General features: G+C 65.1%; 22 protein-coding genes and 1 tRNA gene. 18 read left to right on the top strand and 5 right to left on the bottom strand.

Going from position 1 to position 20,891, the window contains the following annotated elements:
• The first annotated feature begins 27 nt into the window (after window positions 1-27).
• The 9 genes from LHJ54_RS11595 to LHJ54_RS11555 all read left to right on the top strand — a co-directional run bounded on the left by LHJ54_RS11595 (window position 28) and on the right by LHJ54_RS11555 (window position 9,496).
• Window positions 28-765, top strand: a complete 738-nt coding sequence (locus tag LHJ54_RS11595; protein ID WP_228244061.1) for a TlyA family RNA methyltransferase — start codon at window positions 28-30, stop codon at window positions 763-765.
• 55 nt (window positions 766-820) lie between these two features.
• Window positions 821-2,353, top strand: a complete 1,533-nt coding sequence (locus LHJ54_RS11590; protein WP_228244060.1) for an acyl-CoA carboxylase subunit beta — start codon at window positions 821-823, stop codon at window positions 2,351-2,353.
• Window positions 2,350-2,628, top strand: a complete 279-nt coding sequence (locus LHJ54_RS11585) for a hypothetical protein (RefSeq protein ID WP_228244059.1) — start codon at window positions 2,350-2,352, stop codon at window positions 2,626-2,628. Before LHJ54_RS11590 ends, LHJ54_RS11585 begins: the two co-directional genes overlap by 4 nt.
• Entirely contained in the window at window positions 2,625-3,077 is a 453-nt protein-coding gene (mce, locus tag LHJ54_RS11580) for a methylmalonyl-CoA epimerase (RefSeq protein WP_228244058.1), read from the top strand. Before LHJ54_RS11585 ends, mce begins: the two co-directional genes overlap by 4 nt.
• 103 nt (window positions 3,078-3,180) lie before the next feature.
• Window positions 3,181-5,334: a methylmalonyl-CoA mutase gene (scpA, locus tag LHJ54_RS11575; RefSeq protein ID WP_228244057.1), complete on the top strand. Its 2,154-nt coding sequence runs from the start codon at window positions 3,181-3,183 to the stop codon at window positions 5,332-5,334.
• An 85-nt stretch (window positions 5,335-5,419) separates the two neighbouring features.
• Window positions 5,420-6,448, top strand: coding sequence for a biotin synthase BioB (gene bioB / locus LHJ54_RS11570; RefSeq protein ID WP_228244056.1), 1,029 nt, complete (start codon window positions 5,420-5,422; stop codon window positions 6,446-6,448).
• Entirely contained in the window at window positions 6,445-6,696 is a 252-nt protein-coding gene (locus tag LHJ54_RS11565; protein WP_228244055.1) for a hypothetical protein, read from the top strand. The genes bioB and LHJ54_RS11565 overlap by 4 nt, the downstream gene beginning before the upstream one ends.
• Window positions 6,696-8,714: an acetyl/propionyl/methylcrotonyl-CoA carboxylase subunit alpha gene (locus LHJ54_RS11560; RefSeq protein WP_228244054.1), complete on the top strand. Its 2,019-nt coding sequence runs from the start codon at window positions 6,696-6,698 to the stop codon at window positions 8,712-8,714. Before LHJ54_RS11565 ends, LHJ54_RS11560 begins: the two co-directional genes overlap by 1 nt.
• A complete protein-coding gene (locus LHJ54_RS11555; protein WP_228244053.1) occupies window positions 8,711-9,496 on the top strand; it encodes a thioesterase family protein in 786 nt (261 codons plus the stop codon). Before LHJ54_RS11560 ends, LHJ54_RS11555 begins: the two co-directional genes overlap by 4 nt.
• Window positions 9,497-9,518: 22 nt before the next feature.
• On the opposite strand, the gene aroB is transcribed toward LHJ54_RS11555, so the two are convergent.
• Together aroB and LHJ54_RS11545 are read right to left on the bottom strand one after the other, a co-directional pair.
• Window positions 9,519-10,661, bottom strand: a complete 1,143-nt coding sequence (gene aroB / locus LHJ54_RS11550; protein WP_228244052.1) for a 3-dehydroquinate synthase — start codon at window positions 10,659-10,661, stop codon at window positions 9,519-9,521.
• On the bottom strand, window positions 10,652-11,221 hold the full coding sequence (locus LHJ54_RS11545; RefSeq protein ID WP_228244051.1) for a shikimate kinase: 570 nt from the start codon (window positions 11,219-11,221) through the stop codon (window positions 10,652-10,654). The genes aroB and LHJ54_RS11545 overlap by 10 nt, the downstream gene beginning before the upstream one ends.
• 94 nt (window positions 11,222-11,315) lie before the next feature.
• Between LHJ54_RS11545 and LHJ54_RS11540 the strand changes: the two genes are divergently transcribed.
• The 5 genes from LHJ54_RS11540 (at window position 11,316) to LHJ54_RS11520 (ending at window position 16,822) form a co-directional block, all read left to right on the top strand.
• Window positions 11,316-11,483 carry a hypothetical protein gene (locus tag LHJ54_RS11540; protein WP_228244050.1) on the top strand — a complete coding sequence of 56 codons (168 nt, stop codon included), beginning with the start codon at window positions 11,316-11,318 and terminating at the stop codon, window positions 11,481-11,483.
• The gene (locus tag LHJ54_RS11535; RefSeq protein ID WP_228244049.1) at window positions 11,483-13,345 is read left to right on the top strand and encodes a hypothetical protein; all 1,863 of its coding nucleotides are present in this window, start codon (window positions 11,483-11,485) and stop codon (window positions 13,343-13,345) included. The genes LHJ54_RS11540 and LHJ54_RS11535 overlap by 1 nt, the downstream gene beginning before the upstream one ends.
• Window positions 13,332-14,249 (top strand): tyrosine recombinase, encoded by a 918-nt coding sequence (locus tag LHJ54_RS11530; protein WP_228244048.1) that lies wholly within the window; start codon window positions 13,332-13,334, stop codon window positions 14,247-14,249. The genes LHJ54_RS11535 and LHJ54_RS11530 overlap by 14 nt, the downstream gene beginning before the upstream one ends.
• Window positions 14,250-14,262: 13 nt before the next feature.
• Window positions 14,263-15,207: an acetyl-CoA carboxylase carboxyltransferase subunit alpha gene (locus tag LHJ54_RS11525; RefSeq protein ID WP_228244047.1), complete on the top strand. Its 945-nt coding sequence runs from the start codon at window positions 14,263-14,265 to the stop codon at window positions 15,205-15,207.
• A gap of 139 nt (window positions 15,208-15,346) precedes the next feature.
• On the top strand, window positions 15,347-16,822 hold the full coding sequence (locus tag LHJ54_RS11520; RefSeq protein WP_228244046.1) for a M48 family metalloprotease: 1,476 nt from the start codon (window positions 15,347-15,349) through the stop codon (window positions 16,820-16,822).
• A gap of 66 nt (window positions 16,823-16,888) precedes the next feature.
• Here the strand turns inward: LHJ54_RS11520 and LHJ54_RS11515 are convergent, their stop codons facing one another.
• Window positions 16,889-17,074: a Flp family type IVb pilin gene (locus LHJ54_RS11515; protein WP_228244045.1), complete on the bottom strand. Its 186-nt coding sequence runs from the start codon at window positions 17,072-17,074 to the stop codon at window positions 16,889-16,891.
• A gap of 104 nt (window positions 17,075-17,178) precedes the next feature.
• Window positions 17,179-17,475: a Flp family type IVb pilin gene (locus LHJ54_RS12775; RefSeq protein WP_228244044.1), complete on the bottom strand. Its 297-nt coding sequence runs from the start codon at window positions 17,473-17,475 to the stop codon at window positions 17,179-17,181.
• Between LHJ54_RS12775 and LHJ54_RS11505 the strand changes: the two genes are divergently transcribed.
• Together LHJ54_RS11505 and LHJ54_RS11500 are read left to right on the top strand one after the other, a co-directional pair.
• Window positions 17,462-17,863, top strand: a complete 402-nt coding sequence (locus LHJ54_RS11505; protein WP_228244043.1) for a (deoxy)nucleoside triphosphate pyrophosphohydrolase — start codon at window positions 17,462-17,464, stop codon at window positions 17,861-17,863. The genes LHJ54_RS12775 and LHJ54_RS11505 overlap by 14 nt on opposite strands.
• A 51-nt stretch (window positions 17,864-17,914) precedes the next feature.
• Window positions 17,915-17,991: transfer RNA gene (locus tag LHJ54_RS11500), tRNA-Arg, on the top strand.
• Window positions 17,992-18,165: 174 nt separating this feature from the next.
• On the opposite strand, the gene LHJ54_RS11495 is transcribed toward LHJ54_RS11500, so the two are convergent.
• Window positions 18,166-18,564: a metallopeptidase family protein gene (locus LHJ54_RS11495; protein WP_228244042.1), complete on the bottom strand. Its 399-nt coding sequence runs from the start codon at window positions 18,562-18,564 to the stop codon at window positions 18,166-18,168.
• A gap of 68 nt (window positions 18,565-18,632) precedes the next feature.
• Here LHJ54_RS11495 and LHJ54_RS11490 point away from each other — a divergent pair, with 68 nt between their 5' ends.
• Complete coding sequence (locus LHJ54_RS11490) at window positions 18,633-20,183, top strand: phospholipase D-like domain-containing protein (protein ID WP_228244041.1); 1,551 nt, start codon at window positions 18,633-18,635, stop codon at window positions 20,181-20,183.
• A complete protein-coding gene (gene folE, locus LHJ54_RS11485; RefSeq protein WP_228244040.1) occupies window positions 20,180-20,788 on the top strand; it encodes a GTP cyclohydrolase I FolE in 609 nt (202 codons plus the stop codon). The genes LHJ54_RS11490 and folE overlap by 4 nt, the downstream gene beginning before the upstream one ends.
• Window positions 20,789-20,891: the final 103 nt, after the last annotated feature.

Raw genomic sequence — 20,891 nt, 5'->3', positions numbered from 1 at the left:
CAATGCCCGTTAATGCCGGCGGGGTCCATGACTAAGAAAATCCGCGTCGATCACCTGCTTGTCTCTCGCGGTCTCGCCGAAAGCCGCACAAGGGCGCAGGCGCTGGTCATGGCCGGTCTCGTGTTTGCGGGCGAGCAGAAGGTGCTGAAGCCGGGTCAAACCGTGCCCGAGGATGCGGCGCTGGAAGTGCGCGGACGCGATCATCCCTGGGTCAGCCGGGGCGGCGTGAAGCTCGCGCACGCGCTGGACCATTTCGCGCTGGACCCGGCTGGCGCGATCGCGATGGATATCGGCAGTTCGACAGGCGGGTTCACCGATGTGCTGCTGCAACGCGGTGCTGCCCATGTGTTCGCGGTCGACAGCGGGACGAACCAGCTGGCCTGGAAGCTGCGGCAGGATGCGCGTGTCACCGTGCTGGAGCAGACCAGCGCGCGTGTGCTGACGGCGCAGCAGATCGACAGGCCCTGCGATTGGGTTGTTTGCGATGCGAGCTTCATCGGCCTTGCCAAGGTGCTGGAAAGGCCGCTGCAGCTGGCCGCCCGGCGATGCACGCTGGTCGCGCTCATCAAGCCGCAGTTCGAGGTCGGGCGCGAAGAGGTCGGCAAAGGCGGGGTGGTGCGCGATCCCGACCTGCATCGGCGGGTCTGCGACGATGCGCATGCGTGGGCGGAACGACTGGGCTTTGTTGTTGCGGGCATCGTGGAAAGCCCGATCACCGGCCCTGAGGGGAACAAGGAATTCCTGATCGCCGCGCAGCGCGATTGACCCTGCGGCACTGTTCCGCCTAGTCGCCGAACTGCAACAAACCACGGAGCGCCCTTTGTCCGCCAACATCGCCGAAATGGAACGCCGCCGCGCCGCCGCCCGCATTGGCGGCGGGGAAAAGCGGATCGCCGCGCAGCATGCCAAGGGCAAGCTGACCGCCCGCGAACGGCTGGACGTGCTGCTCGATGAAGGAAGCTTCGAAGAACTCGACACCTATGTCGAACACGATTGCACCGATTTCGGGATGGATGCGCAGAAGATTCCCGGCGACGGCGTTGTCACGGGCAGCGGCACGATCAACGGTCGGCTGGTGTTCGTCTTTTCCCAGGATTTCACCGTCTTTGGCGGCTCGCTTTCCAAACGCCATGCGGAGAAGATCTGCAAGGTGATGGACATGGCGCTGAAGGTCGGCGCGCCGGTCATCGGCCTCAACGATTCCGGCGGCGCGCGCATCCAGGAAGGCGTGGCCTCATTAGGCGGCTATGCCGAGGTGTTCCAGCGCAACGTGCTGGCCAGCGGGGTGGTGCCGCAGATCAGCCTGATCATGGGGCCATGCGCGGGCGGCGCGGTGTATTCGCCGGCGATGACCGACTTCATCTTCATGGTGAAGGACAGCTCGTACATGTTCGTGACCGGCCCGGATGTGGTGAAGACCGTCACCAACGAAGTCGTGACGCAAGAGGAGCTGGGCGGGGCGGTGACGCACACCACCAAGACCAGCGTTGCCGATGTCGCGTTCGAGAACGATATTGAGACCCTGCTCGCCACGCGCGACTTTTTCGACTTCCTGCCGCTGTCCAACCGGGAAGGCGTGCCGGAGCGGCCGACCGCGGATCCTTGGGACCGGGAGGAGCCGTCGCTCGACACGCTGATCCCGGACAACGCCAACCAGCCCTATGACATGCACGAAGTCATTCGTAAGACGCTGGACGAAGGCGACTTCTTCGAAGTGCAGCCCAAGCACGCGGCGAACATCATCTGCGGGTTCGGCCGGGTGGAGGGGCGCACCGTCGGCGTTGTCGCCAACCAGCCGATGGTGCTGGCCGGCGTGCTCGACATCAACTCTTCGAAGAAGGCAGCGCGATTCGTGCGCTTTTGCGACGCGTTCGAGATCCCGATCATCACCTTCGTCGACGTGCCCGGCTTCCTCCCCGGCACCGCGCAGGAGCTGGGCGGGATCATCAAGCACGGGGCCAAGCTGCTGTTCGCCTATGCCGAGGCGACCGTGCCCAAGATCACTGTGATCACCCGCAAGGCCTACGGCGGCGCCTACGACGTCATGGCGTCCAAGCACCTGCGCGGCGACCTCAACTACGCCTGGCCCACCGCCGAGATCGCGGTGATGGGCGCCAAGGGCGCGGTCGAGATCATCTTCCGCAGCGAGAAGGACGACCCGGAGAAGATCGCCGCCCGGACCAAGGAATACGAAGACCGCTTCGCCAACCCCTTCGTCGCGGCCCAGCGCGGCTATATCGACGAGGTGATTTATCCGCACTCGACGCGCAAGCGTATCGCGCTGGGGCTAAGGAAGCTGCGGACGAAGCAGCTGGAGAACCCGTGGAAGAAGCATGACAATATTCCGCTGTGAGTGATGAACTCAAACAGCTGAAGGCCCTTCTGTGGGAAGAGTGGGACCCTATTGGTGTCAATAATGGCTCCGGTGGGCCTACTGACGAGTACGACAGCTATGCTCTAAAGCTGTACTCGATGCTGCAGTCCAACGCCTCCCGCGACGAGGTTCTGAACTACCTCGTCTGGGTGCGAACTGAGTACATCGGCATAGGTGAGAAGGGCGATCCACCTATTGAAGCAGATTGGATCGTCGCAGACAAAGCAATGCGAATTCACAAGGAAGCGCAATGAAACTCGGCCGCTTGAACCACATCGGGGTCGCCACGCCCTCCATCGCGGACTCGATCGCGTTCTACCGCGACGTGATGGGCGCGACCAAGATCCACACGCCCTTCGACCTCGAGGAGCAGGGCGTGAAGGTCTGCTTCGTCGATACCCCCGGCGCGGACGGGGCGATGAACGGCACGCAGATCGAGCTGATCGAGCCGTTGTCCGAGGCTTCGCCGATCCACGGCTTCCTCGCCAAAAACCCGCTCGGCGGGCAGCACCATGTCTGTTTCGAAGTGCCCGATATCGAGGAGGCGCGCGCGTGGTTCGAGTCCTTAAACAAGCGCATTCTCGGCCCGACCCGCATCGGGGCGCACGGGACGCCGATCTTCTTCCTCCACCCCAAGGACATGATGGGCGTGCTGACCGAGATCATGGAAACCCCGCGCGAGGGTTCGGACTGGTCGAACTAAGATGCCTTCGGCGTCATGCCGGACTTGATCCGGCATCCCGCTTCCTCCAACCCTGTGCTCTGAAAGCTGGACCCCGGATCAGGTCCGGGGTGACGAGAAAGATATGAACGAAAAACCAACTTCAAGCGACTGGCAGTCGGCCGCCGCCAAAGAGGTAAAGGGCCGCGATCTTATCTGGCACACGCCGGAGGGGATCGCCGTCAAGCCGCTCTACACCGCCGACGATACTGCCAACCTCGACCCAGGGCTGCCCGGCTTCGCGCCGTTCACGCGCGGCCCCTACGCCTCGATGTACACCGGGCGGCCGTGGACCATCCGCCAGTACGCCGGCTTCTCCACCGCCGAGGAATCCAACGCCTTCTACCGCCGGAACTTAGCCGCCGGTCAGAAGGGGCTATCCGTTGCCTTCGATCTCGCCACCCATCGCGGCTACGATTCCGACCACCCGCGCGTGGTAGGCGATGTCGGCAAGGCGGGCGTCGCCATCGACACGGTGCGCGACATGGAGATCCTGTTCGACCAGATCCCGCTCGACCAGATGAGCGTTTCCATGACGATGAATGGCGCGGTGCTGCCGGTGCTGGGCTTCTTCATCGTCGCGGCGGAGCAGCAGGGGGTGTCTCAGGACAGGCTGTCGGGGACCATTCAGAACGACATCCTGAAGGAGTTCATGGTCCGCAACACCTACATCTATCCGCCCGAACCCAGCATGCGGATCGTGTCGGACATCATCGCCTACACATCGGCGCACATGCCCCGGTTCAACAGCATCTCCATTTCCGGCTATCACATGCACGAGGCCGGGGCGACCGCGGTGCAGGAACTCGCCTTCACCATCGCCGACGGGAAGGAATACGCGAAGCGCGCCATGGCCGCCGGCCTGTCGCTCGACGATTTCGCGCCGCGCCTGTCCTTCTTCTGGGGCATCGGCATGAACTTCTTCATGGAGATCGCCAAGATGCGCGCGGCGCGCCAGATCTGGCACGACGTGATGACGGATCTGGGCGCGCAGAACCCCAAGTCCAAGATGCTGCGCACCCACTGCCAGACCAGCGGCGTGTCCTTGCAGGAACAAGACCCCTACAACAACGTCATCCGCACCACGGTGGAGGCAATGGCGGCCGTGCTGGGCGGGACGCAGTCGCTTCACACCAATGCACTGGACGAAGCGATCGCGCTGCCCACCGATTTTTCCGCCCGCATCGCCCGCAACACGCAGCTGGTGCTGCAGGAGGAAACCGGCATCACCCGCGTGGCCGATCCGCTGGGCGGTTCCTACTATGTCGAAGCCCTGACAGCTGAGCTGGTGGAACAGGCCGAAGCGCTGATCGCCGAGGTCGATGCGGCGGGGGGGATGACAGCCTACGTCGCCAGCGGCGCTCCCAAGGCCGCGATCGAACGCGCCGCCGCGGCCAAGCAGGCGAGCGTCGACAGGGGCGAGACGGCGGTGGTCGGGGTCAACAAGTACCGTCTGCCAGAAGAAGCGCGGATCGACACGCTCGACATCGACAACCACGCCGTGCGGCAAAGCCAGGTCGCACGGCTGGAGCAGGTGCGCGCCGGGCGGGACGAGGCGGCGTGCCAGGCCGCGCTGGACGCATTGCGGGAAGGCGCGCGAAGCGGAGAAAACCTCCTCGCGCTGTCCGTGGAGGCCGCCCGCCACGACGCGACCCTGGGCGAGATCAGCAGCGCGCTGGAGGACGTGTTCGGCCGTTACGACACGCTGCCCCGGCCCGTACGCGGCATCTATGCCGAGGCGTATGCGACCGACGCCCGTTACGCACAGGTGGTCGAGGGCGTGCAGGCGGTCGAGCGCCGGCTGGGCCGCAAGCCGAAGATCATGGTCGCCAAGATGGGACAGGATGGTCACGACCGGGGTGCCAACGTCATCGCCTCCGCCTTTGCCGACATGGGTTTCGACGTGCTGTCCGGTCCGCTGTTCCAGACACCGTCCGAGACCTGCCACATGGCGCTGGCGAACGACGTGGACGCCATCGGCGCGAGCAGCCTTGCGGCGGGGCACAAGACGCTGATCCCCGAACTGATCCAGCTCTTGCGCGACGCGGGGCGGGCCGACATCAAGGTGGTGGCGGGCGGCGTCATCCCGCCGCAGGACTACGATTTCCTGCGCGAGGCAGGGGTGCAGGGGATTTACGGACCGGGAAGCAATGTGGTGGAGTGCGCGGCGGACATGCTGCGGCTGTTGGGGCACAACATGCCGCCGGCGGGTGAGACGATGGGAGAAGCGGCGGCGTGATATTCTACCGCCTTGTTATTCGTCACCCTGAACCTGTTTCAGGGTCTATGTTGCGGCCGAGAACTAGGGTTGAGGGGATACATTGATGCTGAAACAAGTTCAGCACGACACGGTGCGCACCGACTGGACCCGCGACGAAATAGCCGCGCTCTTCGACCTGCCGTTCACCGAACTGCTGTTCCTGGCGGCCACCGTTCACCGCGCGAACCATCCGCCGGACCAGATCCAGCTCTGCACGCTGCTCTCCATCAAGACGGGCGGTTGTCCGGAGGATTGCGGCTATTGCTCGCAAAGCGTGAAGGCCGACAGCGGGGTTCAGGCGACCAAGCTGATGGAGGTGCAGCAGGTCTTGCAGCGCGCGGCGCAGGCGAAGGATGCGGGATCACAGCGGTTCTGCATGGGCGCCGCCTGGCGCAACCCCAAGGACCGCGACATGCCGGCGATCGTCGAAATCGTGAAAGGCGTCCGCGCGATGGGGCTGGAAACCTGCATGACCCTGGGAATGCTGACCTCGCGGCAGGCGGACATGCTGGCCGAGGCGGGGCTCGACTACTACAACCACAACATCGACACCGGGCCGGAGTATTACGAGCGGGTGATCACCACCCGCCGTTACGAGGACCGGCTGGACACGCTGGCCAACGTCCGCGCGGCGGGGATCAATGTGTGCAGCGGCGGGATCGTCGGCATGGGCGAGACGCGGGAGGACCGCGTCGGCTTCATCCACACGCTCGCCACGCTGCCGCAGCATCCCGAGAGCGTGCCGGTCAACGCCCTGGTGCCGGTGAAGGGCACGGTGCTGGGCGACATGCTGGCCGACACCCCGCTCGCCAAGATCGATGACATCGAGTTCGTCCGCACCGTCGCGGTGGCACGGATCACGATGCCGCTGTCGATGGTGCGCCTCTCCGCCGGCCGAGAGAGCATGAGCGAGGCGACCCAAGCGCTGTGCTTCCTCGCCGGCGCGAACTCGATCTTCACCGGCGACAAGCTGCTCACCGCGCCGAATGCGGGCGACGACAGCGACGCGGCGCTGTTCGCCAAGCTGGGGCTGACGGCGCTTCAGGGCGAGGAGCCGATACGGGCGTGCCGAGTGGCGGAGGCGGCGGAGTGAGTTTTTCCGATCAGCAGCCACTAAGCACAGGACGCAAAATTGGCTGCATCGGCTTGGCGTTCGGGCTTGTCATTTTGAACGGATGGCTGCTTGCGGGGGCGGCAATGGGGCACTGCGCCCCAAAAGTAGATGGGGCAGGATGCGAGCGCGACGAGCTGATCCGCTGGCTCATGTTTCCGGGGTTCCTGTTCGTATCAATAGCCATAATGGTTTTAGCCGGTTGGCTGGCACTGAAGAGAAAAGACTGATGTTCTCCAAAATCCTCATCGCCAACCGGGGCGAGATCGCTTGCCGGGTGATCAAGACCGCACGCCGGATGGGTATCCAGACCGTCGCGGTCTACTCCGACGCCGATGCGCGCGCGCCGTTCGTGCGGATGGCGGACGAGGCGGTGCATATCGGGCCTTCGCCGGCGTCCGAGAGCTACCTGGTCGCGGAAAGGATCATCGCCGCCTGCAAGCAGACCGGGGCCGAGGCCGTGCATCCGGGCTATGGCTTCCTGTCCGAACGCACCACCTTCGCCGAGGCGCTCGAGCGTGAGGGCATCGCCTTCATCGGTCCGCCGGTCGACGCGATCGCGGCGATGGGCGACAAGATCGAATCCAAGAAGCTCGCCAAGCAGGCGGGCGTCAACGTCGTCCCCGGTTTCGTCGGCGAGATCGAGGATACCGAGCACGCGGTCCGCATCGCGTCCGAGATCGGCTACCCCGTGATGATGAAGGCGTCGGCCGGCGGCGGGGGCAAGGGGATGCGCCTCGCATACAGCGAGCAGGACGTGCGCGACGGGTTCGAGGCGGTGAAGCGGGAGGGGCTGAACTCTTTCGGCGACGACCGCGTGTTCATTGAAAAGTTCATCCTCAATCCGCGCCACATCGAGATCCAGATCCTCGGCGACCGGCACGGCAACATCCTCTATCTCAACGAGCGCGAATGTTCGATCCAGCGCCGGCACCAGAAGGTGGTGGAGGAAGCGCCGTCGCCCTTCGTCACGCCGAAGATGCGGGCCGCGATGGGCGAGCAGTGCGTCGCGCTGGCCCGCGCGGTGGGCTACTACTCGGCCGGCACGGTGGAACTGATTGTCAGCGGCGCTGATCCGACCGGCGAAAGCTTCTACTTTCTCGAGATGAACACCCGCCTGCAGGTGGAGCATCCGGTGACGGAATGCATCACCGGCATTGACCTCGTCGAACAGATGATCCGCGTGGCGGCTGGCGAGGAGCTTTCCTTCAAGCAGGACGACATCGGCATCAACGGCTGGTCCATCGAAAACCGCGTCTATGCCGAGGATCCTTATCGCGGCTTCCTGCCCAGCACGGGGCGGCTGGTCCACTATCAGCCGCCGCCGGCCCTCACGCATCAGCAGCCGCTGCTGTCCACGCCTGACGAGGCTTATGTGCGCCTCGACGACGGGGTTGCCGAAGGCGGCGAGGTGTCGATGTTCTACGACCCGATGATCGCCAAGCTGATCACCTGGGCGCCGACCCGCGACGAAGCGGCCGCGTTGCAGGTGCAGGCGCTCGACCAGTTCCGGATCGCGGGACTTGGGCATAATGTCGACTTCCTCAGCGCGATCATGCAGCATCCGCGCTTCCTCGCCGGTGATCTGACCACGGGCTTCATTGCGGAAGAATATCCAGACGGCTTCAAGGGCGCGCCGCTCACAGTCGATCTGAAGCGGGTGCTGGCGGCGGTGGGCGCAATTGTGGCCACTGCCGATGCCGACAGGGCGCGGCGGATTGATCAGCAGCTTGGCGGCGGTACTCTGGCGCCGGGTGACTGGGTAGTGCGGCTGGGGGATGCCGATTATGCTGTCACTCTTGAGGAGGAAGCCGACCTTGTGGACGGGGAACCGGTGGAGGTCAGCTTCGCCTACACGCCAGGAGACCGGATGGTTGAGGTCGACTGGGAGGCGGAGCGGCTGACACTTCAGGTGGATCGGAGCCACGCCGGCTACGCGGTCACCACGCGCGGCGCCCGGCACCACCTGCGCGTCCTGCCGGCGCATGTGGCTCCGCTAGCGCAGCACATGATCGAAAAGGTGCCGCCCGATACGTCCAAGCTGCTCATCTGTCCCATGCCCGGCCTGCTGGTGAAGCTGCACGTGACCGAAGGCGAGGAGGTGCAACCCGGGCAGCCGCTCGCCACGGTGGAAGCGATGAAGATGGAGAACATCCTGCGGGCGGAGAAGCAAGGCACGGTGGCCAGCATCAACGCAGGCGAGGGCGACAGCCTGGCGGTGGACGCAGTGATCCTCGAACTCGCATGAGCTTTGCCGCGGTGATCGCGTCCGCCCGAGAGCGGGAGGGTGGCGGCATGGAATTGACCGTGCCGGAAACCTGGCTGCAGGGACGCACCGCCTATGGCGGGCTTTCGGCCGCCCTGGCGCTGAATGCAGCCAAGCGGAGCAACCCGCAGCTCCCGCCGCTGCGTTCCGCTCAGATCGCGTTCGTTGGCCCATTAAGCGGGCAGGTGTCTGTCGCACCCCGCCTGTTGCGGAGCGGGCGGAATGCCACCTGGATCGCAGTAGAGGTGACGGGTGAAGGCGGTTGCGGCCTCGTCGCGACCTTCGTGTTCATGCACAGACTGCCGAGCGAAACGCAATTAAAGCCCACCGCGGCACCAGCCGGCATCATCCCGCCGGTCGACGCGAGGCCGGTGGGGGGTCACGAACGACCCGCCTTTCTGCAACATCATTTTGAAACCCGCTTCGCGCTGCCGAAGAAGGAGGCGAAAGAGCCGGACATCTGCCTGTGGGCACGCTTGTCGGAGCGTGAGGGGTTAGATGTCGAGACCGAGCTGATGCTGGTTGGTGATGCGCTCCCGCCGGCAGTGGTGCCGGTCATGCCGCAGCGTGGGCCGGTTAGTTCAATGACCTGGCAGATCAACTTTTTCGTAGCGCCCGTCCAGGCTGATGGCGACAATTGGTGGCTGCTGCGCTCCCGCGCGGACGAGGCGGGTGCTGGGACGTCCAGTCAGCACATGATGCTTTGGGATGAAGGCGGCAACGCCCGCGCCGCCGGCACCCAGACGGTCGCCGTCTTCGCCTGACCGGCGCAGCCGTTTTGCGCGTTCAGAACGGCGGATCGCGCAGTTCCGCATCGAGAAAGCTGGCAACATCGTCCAGCGGCACATCGCGCGCGAGATAAGCCGCGCCAATGTCCCGCAGCAGGACGAAAGGCAGGGTGCCGCCTTCCATCTTCTTGTCGTGCCGCATCAACTCTGTCAGTTCCCGGCCGCTGGCGGCAAGGTTGATGTTGTTCAGTCGAACCGGCAATCCTGCCTGTTCCACAGCCCGCTCGATGCGGCTGGCGGCAGATGGAGGCAGATCGCCCCTCTGCACCGAGAAACGTGCCGCCAGCACCATGCCCAATCCCACCGCTTCGCCATGGAGGAGTCGTTCGCCAAATCCTGTCGCCGCCTCCAGCGCATGCCCGAACGTGTGACCAAGGTTGAGCAGAGCGCGCCGTCCGGTGGTCTCCCGCTCGTCCTGCGCGACGATTGCGGCCTTGGCAGCCACGCTGCGGGCCACGGCTTGCGTCAGCCAAGGCTCTTCGCCGGAGATGACCTGGGAACCGTGCTCCTCCAGCCATGCAAAGAAGTCTCTGTCGCCCAGCACACCGTATTTCAGCACCTCCGCATATCCGGCGCGCATTTCCCGAGCGGGAAGGGTGGTCAGGCACGTGGTGTCCGCCAGCACCAGCGATGGCTGGTGGAAGGCGCCGACGAGATTCTTGCCGGCCTTGGTATTGATTGCCGTCTTGCCACCCACCGAGGAGTCCACCTGCGCCAGCAGAGTGGTCGGCAGTTGCACGAAGCCGCAGCCGCGCTTGAGGATGGCGCAGGCGAACCCGGTCAGATCGCCTACCACGCCTCCGCCCAAGGCGAACACACGGTCTTTGCGGGTGATCCCCCGGGCGAGCAGCCAGTCGACAAGGGCTTCCAAGCCTTGCCAGCTCTTTGCCGCTTCGCCCGGCTCGACCAGATACCAGTCGATATCGTAATTTTCGGATGCAAGGGAATGGGCGAGCCGGTCGCCGTGATGTCGGTAGGCGTTCCGGTCCGCCACCACCGGCACTTTGCGCCGCGCGGAGTGTCCGCCAGCATGGTAGGACTCGATGAAGTCTCTCGCCTGTACCATGGCGTCGGCAATGAGGCCGCTGCCGATCAGTACATCGTAACCTGATCCGGCCGTGTCGACCCGCACTATTTCCATGAAGCGAGTGCTTCCAGAATCGCGTGGACGGTGCGGGAATGCGGCCCGCCCTGCGCCTGGACGTGGACGTGCGCCTGCGCGTAAAGTGGCCGGCGCTCTTCCGCGAGCCGCGCCAGCACCTCGCGCCGATCGCCGTCTCTCAACAGCGGGCGAGTGTCCCGCCTGCCGGTTCGTTCAACCAGCGTGTCGACATCGCAGTCGAGCCACACGACGCGGGCATGTTCCAGCAGCATCGCCCTCGTCTGCGGTTGGCAGAACGCGCCTCCTCCGGTCGCGATCACTCCGGCACCCTCGGCCAGAAGGCGCCTGATCACCCGCCGTTCTCCATCCCTGAAATAGGCCTCGCCAAAGGCATCGAAAATCTCGCTTATCGACAGGTGGGCCGCCGCTTCGATTGCGGCATCCGCATCGATGAAGCCCACGCCCAGCTGCGCCGCAAGCCGCCGGCCCACGGTTGTCTTGCCGACTCCCATGAGACCGACAAGCGCGATCGGCCGCAGCGCCAGAGCCGACTGCGCCCTGACGCCGGCTTGAGGGTTTTCTGCACCGGCCACAGTCATTGCAGATGGCGTTAAACATCGGCTAAGGCGGGTGCAAGTTGAACGGGTGATCGTAAGCTTGGACAAAAAATTCGGGGCGTTACGGAGGCCCGGTGTGCTGATTGGCGCGACGTTGCTCCTTCTTATCATCATTGCGGCATATATCGACGGCGGAGACGAGGCTGTGCGCCCCATTGAACACGAAATCCAGGTGCCGCTGCCCTACAAACCGGAACCCTTGACGGCACTTCGGCTCCTTGCGCCGGGCGGGAGCGTCAACTGATGCGTAAGCGCGTTTTCATCGGAGGTGCGGCGCTTGCGCTGGCGTCGGGATTGGCCGTGGCTCAGGATGCACCGCGGTCCATCCTGCCGCCCGGCTTTCAAAGCCCGCCCAGTCCGGCGCCAACCGCCACGGCAACTGCCGCCCCCGCGCCGGCGCCCGGTGGCGAGGAGCCGCCGCGCAGATCGGGCGAGATCGTGCAGCCACTGCCGGAGCCTACCGCACGTTCCACTCCGCGTCCCGTGGCTCCGGTCCAAATTCCGCCTGATGTGCTTCAGTCGCTTCCTACGCTGCAACAGCTGGAAGGACTGTCCACCAGCGAACTGGACGAACTGCTGGGCCTGAAGCCGCGTTCCGACATCCCTCCCGCCGCACGCCGGTCCACTGCGCGAATTGGTGTGGTGGGCGCTGATCTCGGCGGCCTGCCGAGCGAGACGCTGGCGCGGCAGCCGGCACCGCTGGTTCGTGCGGTACTTCAGGGTAACGGGGGGCGCTATGTATCCCGCTGGGGCCACATCGTCATGCGGCGGGCTCTGGTCAGCCGCCTGGCAGCGCCCTCCGGCATGGACCCGGTGGAATTCGCCGCGCTGAGGGCAGCGCTGCTCAACCGGATGGGAGAGTTCCAGGCCAGCCGGTCGCTCGTGCAGGCGGTGGATACCGCCGACTGGAACGGGGCGCTGGCCGGCGCGGCGGTCGCAGCCTATCTCGGCACGGCCGACGTTCTTGGAGTCTGCCCAGCCACAAACACCGGCCGTTTGCAAAGCGCGGGCAGCGAGTGGAACATGCTCTCTGCCATCTGCAGCGCCTATGCCGGGGAAGCAACGCGGGCCCAGGCGGACCTCGAACGGATGCGGCGGCGCGGCGATGCTGAGCGGATCGATATCCTGCTGGCGCAGCGTTATGCCGCCACGGCAGGAGTTGCCCGGCGAGCCTTTAATGTAGAGTGGAACAACGTCGGGGAGGTCACTCCGTGGCGTTTCGCCCTTGCTAACGCACTGAGCGAACCTTTGCCGCAGGAACTGGCCGCCAACCTGCCGCCCGCGTATCGGCGCATGCTTGCCACCATGCCGATGCTGTCCGCATCGGAACGCGCGGCCGCAGCTCCGCTAGCGGCAGAGGTCGGAATCCTGTCGGCAGACGCCATGGTTGACCTGTATTCCCAGCTCTACGCGGATGGAGAAGACCGCAACACCGTGCCGGGCACGGCAGCCGCGAATCTGCGCACCGCCTATATCGCCCCGTCACCTGCGGCGAGGCTGGCCGCAATCCGGCAGATCTGGGGCGAGGGCGATGCAACGGATCATGGCCTGCAGGTGCTGACTGCATATGCGGCTGCTCGCGTCACACCGGCCGAGGAACTGGCGGACGATGCGGCTCCGCTGATCGCCTCGATGCTGACCGCTGGCCTGGACCGCAACGCGTTGCGCTGGCAGGGCGTTGTTGCGGAAGGGAGCAGGGCGTGGGCCCTGATTGCCCTGGCCAGTCCCACCGCCAGCGGCACGGTGCGAACTGGCGCGGTGGACGATTTTCTGGGCGACGATGACAGCACGCAAGGCCGCGCCGGCGCTTTTCTTGTCGCCGGGCTGGCTGGGCTTGGCCGCTTGGACCAAGGCGCGGTCAGCCAGTTCAGCGAGAACTTGCGGTTGGACTTCAGGCCGCACACCCGCTGGGCTCAGCTGATCAGTCAGGCGGCTGCGGCCGACAACAAGGGTCTCGTCACGTTGCTGGCCGGACTGGGCATGCAGGGCGACGGATGGGAGCGGATGACGGCACGGCAGCTGTATCAGATTGTCTCGGCCCTGAACCGGGTTGGCATGTCGGCAGAGGCGCGCTTGATCGCCGCCGAAGCGGTTGCCCGGGCCTGACCCCGACGTGGACAGCGGCACGGGCAAACCTGACCCGATTGCCGCCTTTCTGGTTATGATGGCGGCCGAGCGGGGGGCTGCGGCGAACACCCTCGCGGCTTACGCGCACGATCTGAGGCAGGCCGAAATGGTCATCGGCCCGCTGGCGTCGGCCGACAGGCAGGACATGAAGCGTCTGGGCGCCGCGTGGAGCCAGCTCGCCTCGAGCTCACTTGCCCGCAGGATCTCCGCGATGCGGCAGTTCTACGGGTTTCTGATGGATGAGGGGATGCGCGCGGATGATCCTTCCCGCGCTCTGCCACGTCCTGCTGTTCGTCGCCCACTGCCGTCCGTGCTGTCAGTTGCCGAGGTCGACCAGTTGCTGGGGCGGGCCGAATCCGAAGCAGCCGGCGGAAAAGCGCCTGCGGTACGAATGCTGGCGTTGCTGGAACTGCTGTATGGTTCCGGCCTGCGCGCGACGGAGCTTGTGTCGCTGCCGATCATCGCCGTGCCGCGCGATGCGCCGTTTCTTTCCGTGACCGGCAAGGGTGGTCATTCCCGGATGGTCCCCGTCGGAACCAGGGCGCAGGCCGCCTTGGGGCGCTGGCTGACGCTGCGACCCGCAGGAAGCCGGTTCGTCTTTCCGTCCCGCGCCGGCCACCTGACGCGGGTACGGTTATATCAACTGCTCAAGGAATTGGCGACACGGGCCGGTCTGCCGCCTGAACGGGTGGGACCGCACGTTCTGCGCCATGCCTTTGCCAGCCACCTTCTTGCCGGCGGAGCGGACCTGCGCGTGCTGCAGATGCTGCTGGGCCACGCGGATATCAGCACCACCCAGATCTATACCCACGTGGATGCTGACCGGCTGGTGAAGCTGGTCAACGAGCGACACCCTCTTGCCGCTGGCGTAGCCGTGGACTAGCGCCCGCGAGCTTATGAAATCCTATCTAGAATTCGAGAAGCCGGTCGCGCAGCTTGAACAGCGCATTGCGGAACTGCGCGCCGCCGAAGGCGACGCAGCCGTCGACATCGGTGCCGAGCTGCACCGGCTTGAGGCGAAAAGCGAGGAACTGCTGGCCACGACCTACGCGAATCTGACGCCGTGGCAGAAAACCCAGGTGGCAAGGCATCCGCAGCGGCCGCATTTCCGCGATTACGTGGCGTTTGCCTTTGACGAGTTCATCCCGCTCGCCGGGGACCGCAACTATGGCGACGACCAAGCTATTCTGGGCGGTTTCGCCCGGCTGAACGGCCGCCGGGTGATGCTGATCGGGCATGAAAAAGGCAGCGATACGCAAAGCCGTCTGCGCCACAACTTTGGCATGGGCAAGCCGGAGGGCTATCGCAAGGCGATCCGGCTGATGGAACTTGCCGGACGGTTCGGACTGCCGGTGGTCACGCTGGTCGATACGTCCGGGGCCTTTCCCGGTATCGAGGCGGAAGAACGGGGGCAGGCCGAAGCCATTGCCCGTTCGACCGAGGCGTGCCTCGCCCTGCCGGTGCCGATCGTGGCGGCGGTAGTGGGTGAAGGCGGCTCGGGCGGCGCGGTGGCGCTTGCAAGCGCTGACCGGGTGCTGATGTTCGAACATGCGGTTTATTCGGTCATTTCCCCTGAAGGATGCGCATCGATACTCTGGCGCACGGCGGAAAAGGCGCCGGACGCGGCGGAAGCGATGAAGGTTTCCGCGCAGGATCTGCTGCGCCTCGGCGTGATCGAGCGGATCGTGACTGAACCGGCCGGCGGTGCGCATCGCGACCCCCCGGCGGCCGCGCGCACCCTCGCGAACGCCATCGGGGAAGAGCTGGATACTCTGGCCCAGCTGTCGCCAGCAGATTTGCGCACCGCGCGGGAAGACCGGTTCCTGAAGCTGGGCGCCTGACGGCGTTCGCCGGACTTCGGTTCCCGGCAGCTTCTTCGGGGAACCTCCCCCGGCTACAAACGCTGAACTGCGCAGAACCATAAAGGTCGCGCTGCAACGGGTGGGGTTTGCGCGCGGCGTGAACAAGAGGGCCATTCGCATGCCAAAATCCACAGTTCTTGCCGTATCGTCCGCCACTGCGCTTGCGCTTACTCTCGCGGGTTGCACCAGCTTGGCAGATATCCCAGGACCCAGCGCCCCGATCAGCCAGACAGAAGCGCAGCAGGGCGCGCAGCTGCACCCGCAGCTTCTGGCGGAATTTGGTGGTGCCATGACCGGCCCGCAGGCGCAGTATGTGGAGCAGGTTGGACAGCGGATCGCGGTGCAATCCGGCCTCGGCAACGCGGAGAGCGCGTTCACCGTCTCGCTGCTCAATAGCCCGGTGAACAACGCTTTCGCCATTCCCGGCGGCTATGTGTACACGACCCGGCAACTCGTGGCGCTCATGAACAACGAGGCGGAATTGGCCGGCGTTCTGGGCCATGAGGTTGCCCACGTCGCAGCGCGCCACTCGCAGCGGCGGCAGGCCAATGCGCAGCGCAACACCCTGCTGGGCGTCGGGGGCGCGATCCTGTCCGGCATCCTTTTGGGCAACAGCGGCATCGGCCAGCAACTGGGCCAGGCCGCACTGCAGGGGTCGCAACTGCTGACCCTCAGCTTCTCCCGCTCGCAGGAGATCGAGGCGGATCAACTGGGCATCCGCTATCTTAGCCAGGCGGGCTATGACCCGCGCGCGATGAGCACCGTGCTGGCAAGCCTTGCCGCGCAGAACCAGCTCGATGCGCAGCTACAGGGGCGGGGCGGGGCGTCGCTGCCGGAATGGGCTTCGACCCACCCCGATCCGGCCAGCCGGGTGCGAGGCGCATTGACCACCGCCCAAGGTCTGCCGGGTACGACGACCAACCGCGACACGTTCCTGTCGCGCATCAATGGCCTGCGTTATGGAGACGACCCGGCGCAAGGCGTGATCGAGGGTCGCGAGTTCCTGCATCCGGAATTGCGCCTCGCCTTTGCCGCGCCGCAGGGTTTCACCATGATCAACAGCACCCGTGCGGTCGGAATCCAGGGGCAAGCCGGGCAGGCGCAGTTCACCTTTGCGCCCTACAGCGGCAATCTAGACACCTACGTGCAGAACGTGTTCCGCGCGCTGGGCGGGCAGCAGCAGCAGCTTGCCCCCCAGAACCTGCAGCGCACGACCGTCAACGGCATTCCGGCGGTTGTCGGAACAGCGCGGGTTAACAGCGGCAATCAGCAGGTGGATGTCGTGGTGTTCGCTTACGAATTCGCGCGCGACCGGGCGTATCACTTCACCGCCATCACCCCGGCGGGCCGGGCGGCGGTGTTCAACCCGATGTTCCAGTCGTTCCGCCGGATCACCGCGCAGGAAGCGGCGCAGGTCGTGCCGCGCAGGCTGGAAGTGGTGCAGGTGCGCGCCGGCGACACTGTGCAGTCGCTCAGCCGGCGGATGGCCTACGACAATGCGCAGGAAACGCGGTTCCGCGTGCTGAATGGCCTTGCCTCAACGGACCAGTTGCAGGCTGGCCAGCGCGTCAAGATCGTGGTGCGCGGCACCTGACGATCTGCACGGAAGGAAAGCAAAGAAAAAGGCGGCGGGATCGCTCCCGCCGCCTTATAGAGAATTTTAAACGCCAGCTTGAGTGTTGGCCGTGTTGAGGTCTGTGGACACCTTCTGGAAAGTTCCGCTCAAGCTGGTGCCGAGCGCGCCCAGAGCGGTGATCAGGCCAACGGCGATCAGTGCCGCGATCAGGCCGTATTCGATGGCGGTCGCGCCGTCTTCGTCACGGGCAAGCTTGTTGATGAAAGTCATAATTGTTCTCCTGGTTTAATCTACCCCGCCGTGCCCGCTGTTCCCGGTTCTGGCTGAAGTCGTTCTGCAACAGATTTCTTGAGAAATGTTTAAGGGAAGGAAAATTAGACGCCGATGGCAACGGTGATGCGGGTACTGATTAGATCCCACATATTGTTCACGCTGCCGCCGAAGCTGGACAGAGCCCCAATGATCGCCACGCACAGCAGCGCGATGATCAACCCGTACTCGATTGCAGTCGCGCCTGATGTGTCGTCGACCAGACGGTTCAGTAATGCCGGCATCAGCCGCTCCCCCTCGACCAGCGCGGATGCACCGGCGGCACGAGCATAGGCGCGGGAAGTTAAGATTTGCTTTTGCGCCCGGTCAAAGCCAGTCCGCATTCGCATGATGATCGTCACCGCCGCCGCTCTGGTCGGCCCGGATAACCGCCACTTCCTCCACCGCCGTCCGGCGCACAAGCATCACGGCGGGCTGTGGGAGTTTCCCGGCGGCAAGCTGGAGGCGGGCGAGACGCCGCGCGAGGCGCTGGCCCGCGAACTGTCCGAGGAACTGGGCATCACCGCGGAACCGGGCGACTTCCATCCCGCCGGGTTTGCAGAAAGCGCGGCGGACGGCGCGCAGTCTGCGATACTGCTGCTGCTCTACCGCTGCAATCGCTGGCAGGGGGAGCCGCAGGCGCTGGAAGGCGGCGCGGTCGGCTGGTTCAGCGATACCGAGATGCGGGCGTTGCCGATGCCTCCGCTCGACCGGGCGCTGCTGGCGATGCAGAAAGCCTGTGACGGATGAACACGGGGGATTGCCAAGCCGGACAGGCGCCCGTATGTGCCGCCGCATAGCGCGCCCGTAGCTCAGCTGGATAGAGTACCCGGCTACGAACCGGGCGGTCGGAGGTTCGAATCCTTCCGGGCGCGCCAGAAAGAGCCATCCCGCTGGGGTGGCTCTTTCTGGTTCTGCCTTTGGCAGGTTCGAACGGTTCGGAGTCGAAGCGAAGCGGAGACGGCTGGAGCGCCAGCGAAAGCCTATCCTTCCGGGCGCGCCACTTCCCCAACATCTTCCGCCCCGCTGCGACAAGGCGGCTCGCGCGGGAGCTATGCCTCTTCTTCCAGCCAGTGCATGTCGTCGTCGGAAAAGCCGAAGTGGTGCCCCGCCTCGTGGATTGTCACATGGCGGATGAGGTCATCCAGTTCGACCCGCGTTTCGTGCCATTCGGCAAGAAGCGGTTGCCGGAACAGGGAAATGGTCGGCGGCAGGTCGCCCGAGGACCAGATCGACTGGTCCGGCAAGGGTCGGCCATGATAGAGGCCCGACAGCTCCCACTTGTCCGCCAGGCCCACCGCCGCCAGCTGATCCGCGGTGGCAAACTCGGCCACCTCAAGCGCGATGTCGGTCAGTTGTGCTCGGAAGTGAGCGGGCAGCGCGTCCAGCACCGCGCGGGCCTGCGCCATGAAGTAGGCGGCATCCGGGCCGTGGAGCAGTGGGGTATCCATGCTTGACATTATCGTGCCCCCGCTGTCTCCCGACAAGGTTGCGGCGGTGTTTGCCCGCCAGCGGGAGGGTGAGGGTGATATTCGGCTCGGATAAGGACGACTCATCGCAGGTATCGCGTCTTGCCGACGGGATAGAGCCAGGCGTCTGGCGCTATACCAAGGCAGAGCGGGTCAGCGTGATCGTCGACGCGGCCGATTACTTCGCCGTCATGCAGCAGGCCATGCTGAAGGCGCGCCGGCGGATCTTCCTGATTGGGTGGGATTTCGACACGCGCATTCACCTCGCCAGGGGTCGGCGGTGGTATCAGAAGGGAAGGCGAGGCGGGTATCCGTCGCGGCTGGGCGGGTTCTTCGTGTGGCTGGTCCGGCATCGACCTGAGCTTGAAATCCGTATCCTCAAATGGAGTATCAGCGTATTCCAGTTCGTCTTTCGCGGGGCGATGTGGATGGACCTTGTGCGGTGGTGGCCGCACCGGCAGATCGACTTCAAGTTCGACAACGCGCATCCGATCGGCTGTTCGCATCACCAGAAGATCGTGGTGCTCGACAATCGACTGGCGGTGTGCGGGGGCATCGACATGACAGTGAAACGCTGGGACACGCGGGAACATCTGGAACATGACCGCCGCCGCAGGCTGCCGGGCGGCAAGCGGCATGGCCCCTGGCACGACGCCACCATGATGCTGGAAGGCCCGGTGGCGCGCGATCTGGCCGAACTGGGCGAGGATCGCTGGCTCAGGGCGGGCGGCAAGCCACTGGATGAAGTGACGCCCGCATCGGAAAGCCTGTGGCCCGACGATCTGGCCGTGCAGTTCGAGAACGTGGAAGTCGCCATCAGCCGCACTCGCGCCTGTTATCGGAACTGGAAGGCCGTCCACGAGATCGAGCAACTGTTCGTCCGCCACATCGGCCGGGCGAAACGGTTCATCTACGCCGAAAGCCAGTACTTTGCCTCGCGCGCCATCGCCGAGGCGATAGTCAAGCGTCTTGCCGAAGATGATCCGCCGGAGATTGTCATCGTCCACCCGCCCCATGCCGATGGATGGCTGGAACAGCAGGCGATGGACCATGCCCGCGCGCAGCTGGTCCGCACGATCGAGGCGGCCGACCGGCACGGACGATTTTCGCTGTGGATGCCGTTCACAGGCGAGACGTCGATCTATGTCCACGCCAAGATCTGCATAGTGGATGATGAGATCCTGCGCATCGGTTCGGCAAACATGAACAACCGGTCGCTTGGCCTCGACAGCGAATGCGACGTCAGCATCGACTGCGCGCGTCCGGCGAACGGGCATTGTGGCCCGGCCATCAGGAAGCTGCGTCATTCCCTGCTGGCCGAACACTGCGATGTTCCCGAGGAGGATGTAGACGCCCTGGTACAACAGGCCGGATCGCTGCGGGCCTTCATCGAAAAGGCCGCAGAACAACCGGGCGCCCGCCGGACGTTGCGGCGTTATCATCCGCCGGAACTGACGGCGGTGGAAGAGACGTTGGCCGATTCAGCTCTGCTCGACCCAGAACGGCCGGAGGACATGTTTGAACCCTTTGCCAAAGGCGGGCTGTTTCGTGAAGGTTCGCGCCTGCGCCGCATTCGGGAGCGACTGAGGAGAAAAAGATGAGCAGTCTGGTCGGACCCGACGAAGACGATCAGCGCGGCAAGCCGCCGGTGCCCGCAGAGGTGCAGGACGCGGTGCGCACCCTGATCCGCTGGGCGGGCGACGATCCAACACGCGAGGGGTTGCGGGACACGCCGGCGCGGGTAGCGCGGGCATGGCGCGAATACTGCCTGGGTTACACCGAAGATCCTGCCGTGCACCTTTCCCGCGTGTTCGAGGAAGTGGGCGGCTATGACGAGATCGTGCTGCTGCGGGACATTCCGTTCCAGTCGCATTGCGAACATCACATGGCGCCCATCATCGGCAAGGCGGCCATCGCCTATTTGCCCCGCGATCGGGTGGTGGGCATCAGCAAGCTTGCCCGCGTGCTCCACGGGTTTGCCCGCCGGCTGCAGATACAGGAGCGTCTGACGGCGGAGGTCGCCAACTGCGTCTGGGATCATCTGCGGCCGCACGGGGTCGCGGTGGTGATCGAGGCAAGCCACGCCTGCATGACCGCGCGCGGGGTCAGGACACCGGGCGTGCAGATGGTGACGAGCAAGCTGCTCGGCTCATTCCTGGAGGACGAGCGCAGCCGGAAGGAAGTGCTCAGCCTGATGGGGTATTAGGGCGGCTGCGAGACAGCGGTGCGTGCCCTTCGCACTTAGTGACCTCTGCACTAGATCCCCTGTCCAGCAGGGGTGGCTGGTGTAGCATCTCCCGCTGGCGTTC

It is taken from the genome of Porphyrobacter sp. GA68, from assembly GCF_022605525.1.
In the GTDB taxonomy this organism is placed as follows: domain Bacteria; phylum Pseudomonadota; class Alphaproteobacteria; order Sphingomonadales; family Sphingomonadaceae; genus Qipengyuania_B.
This window is presented reverse-complemented; position numbering and strand designations above follow the sequence as displayed.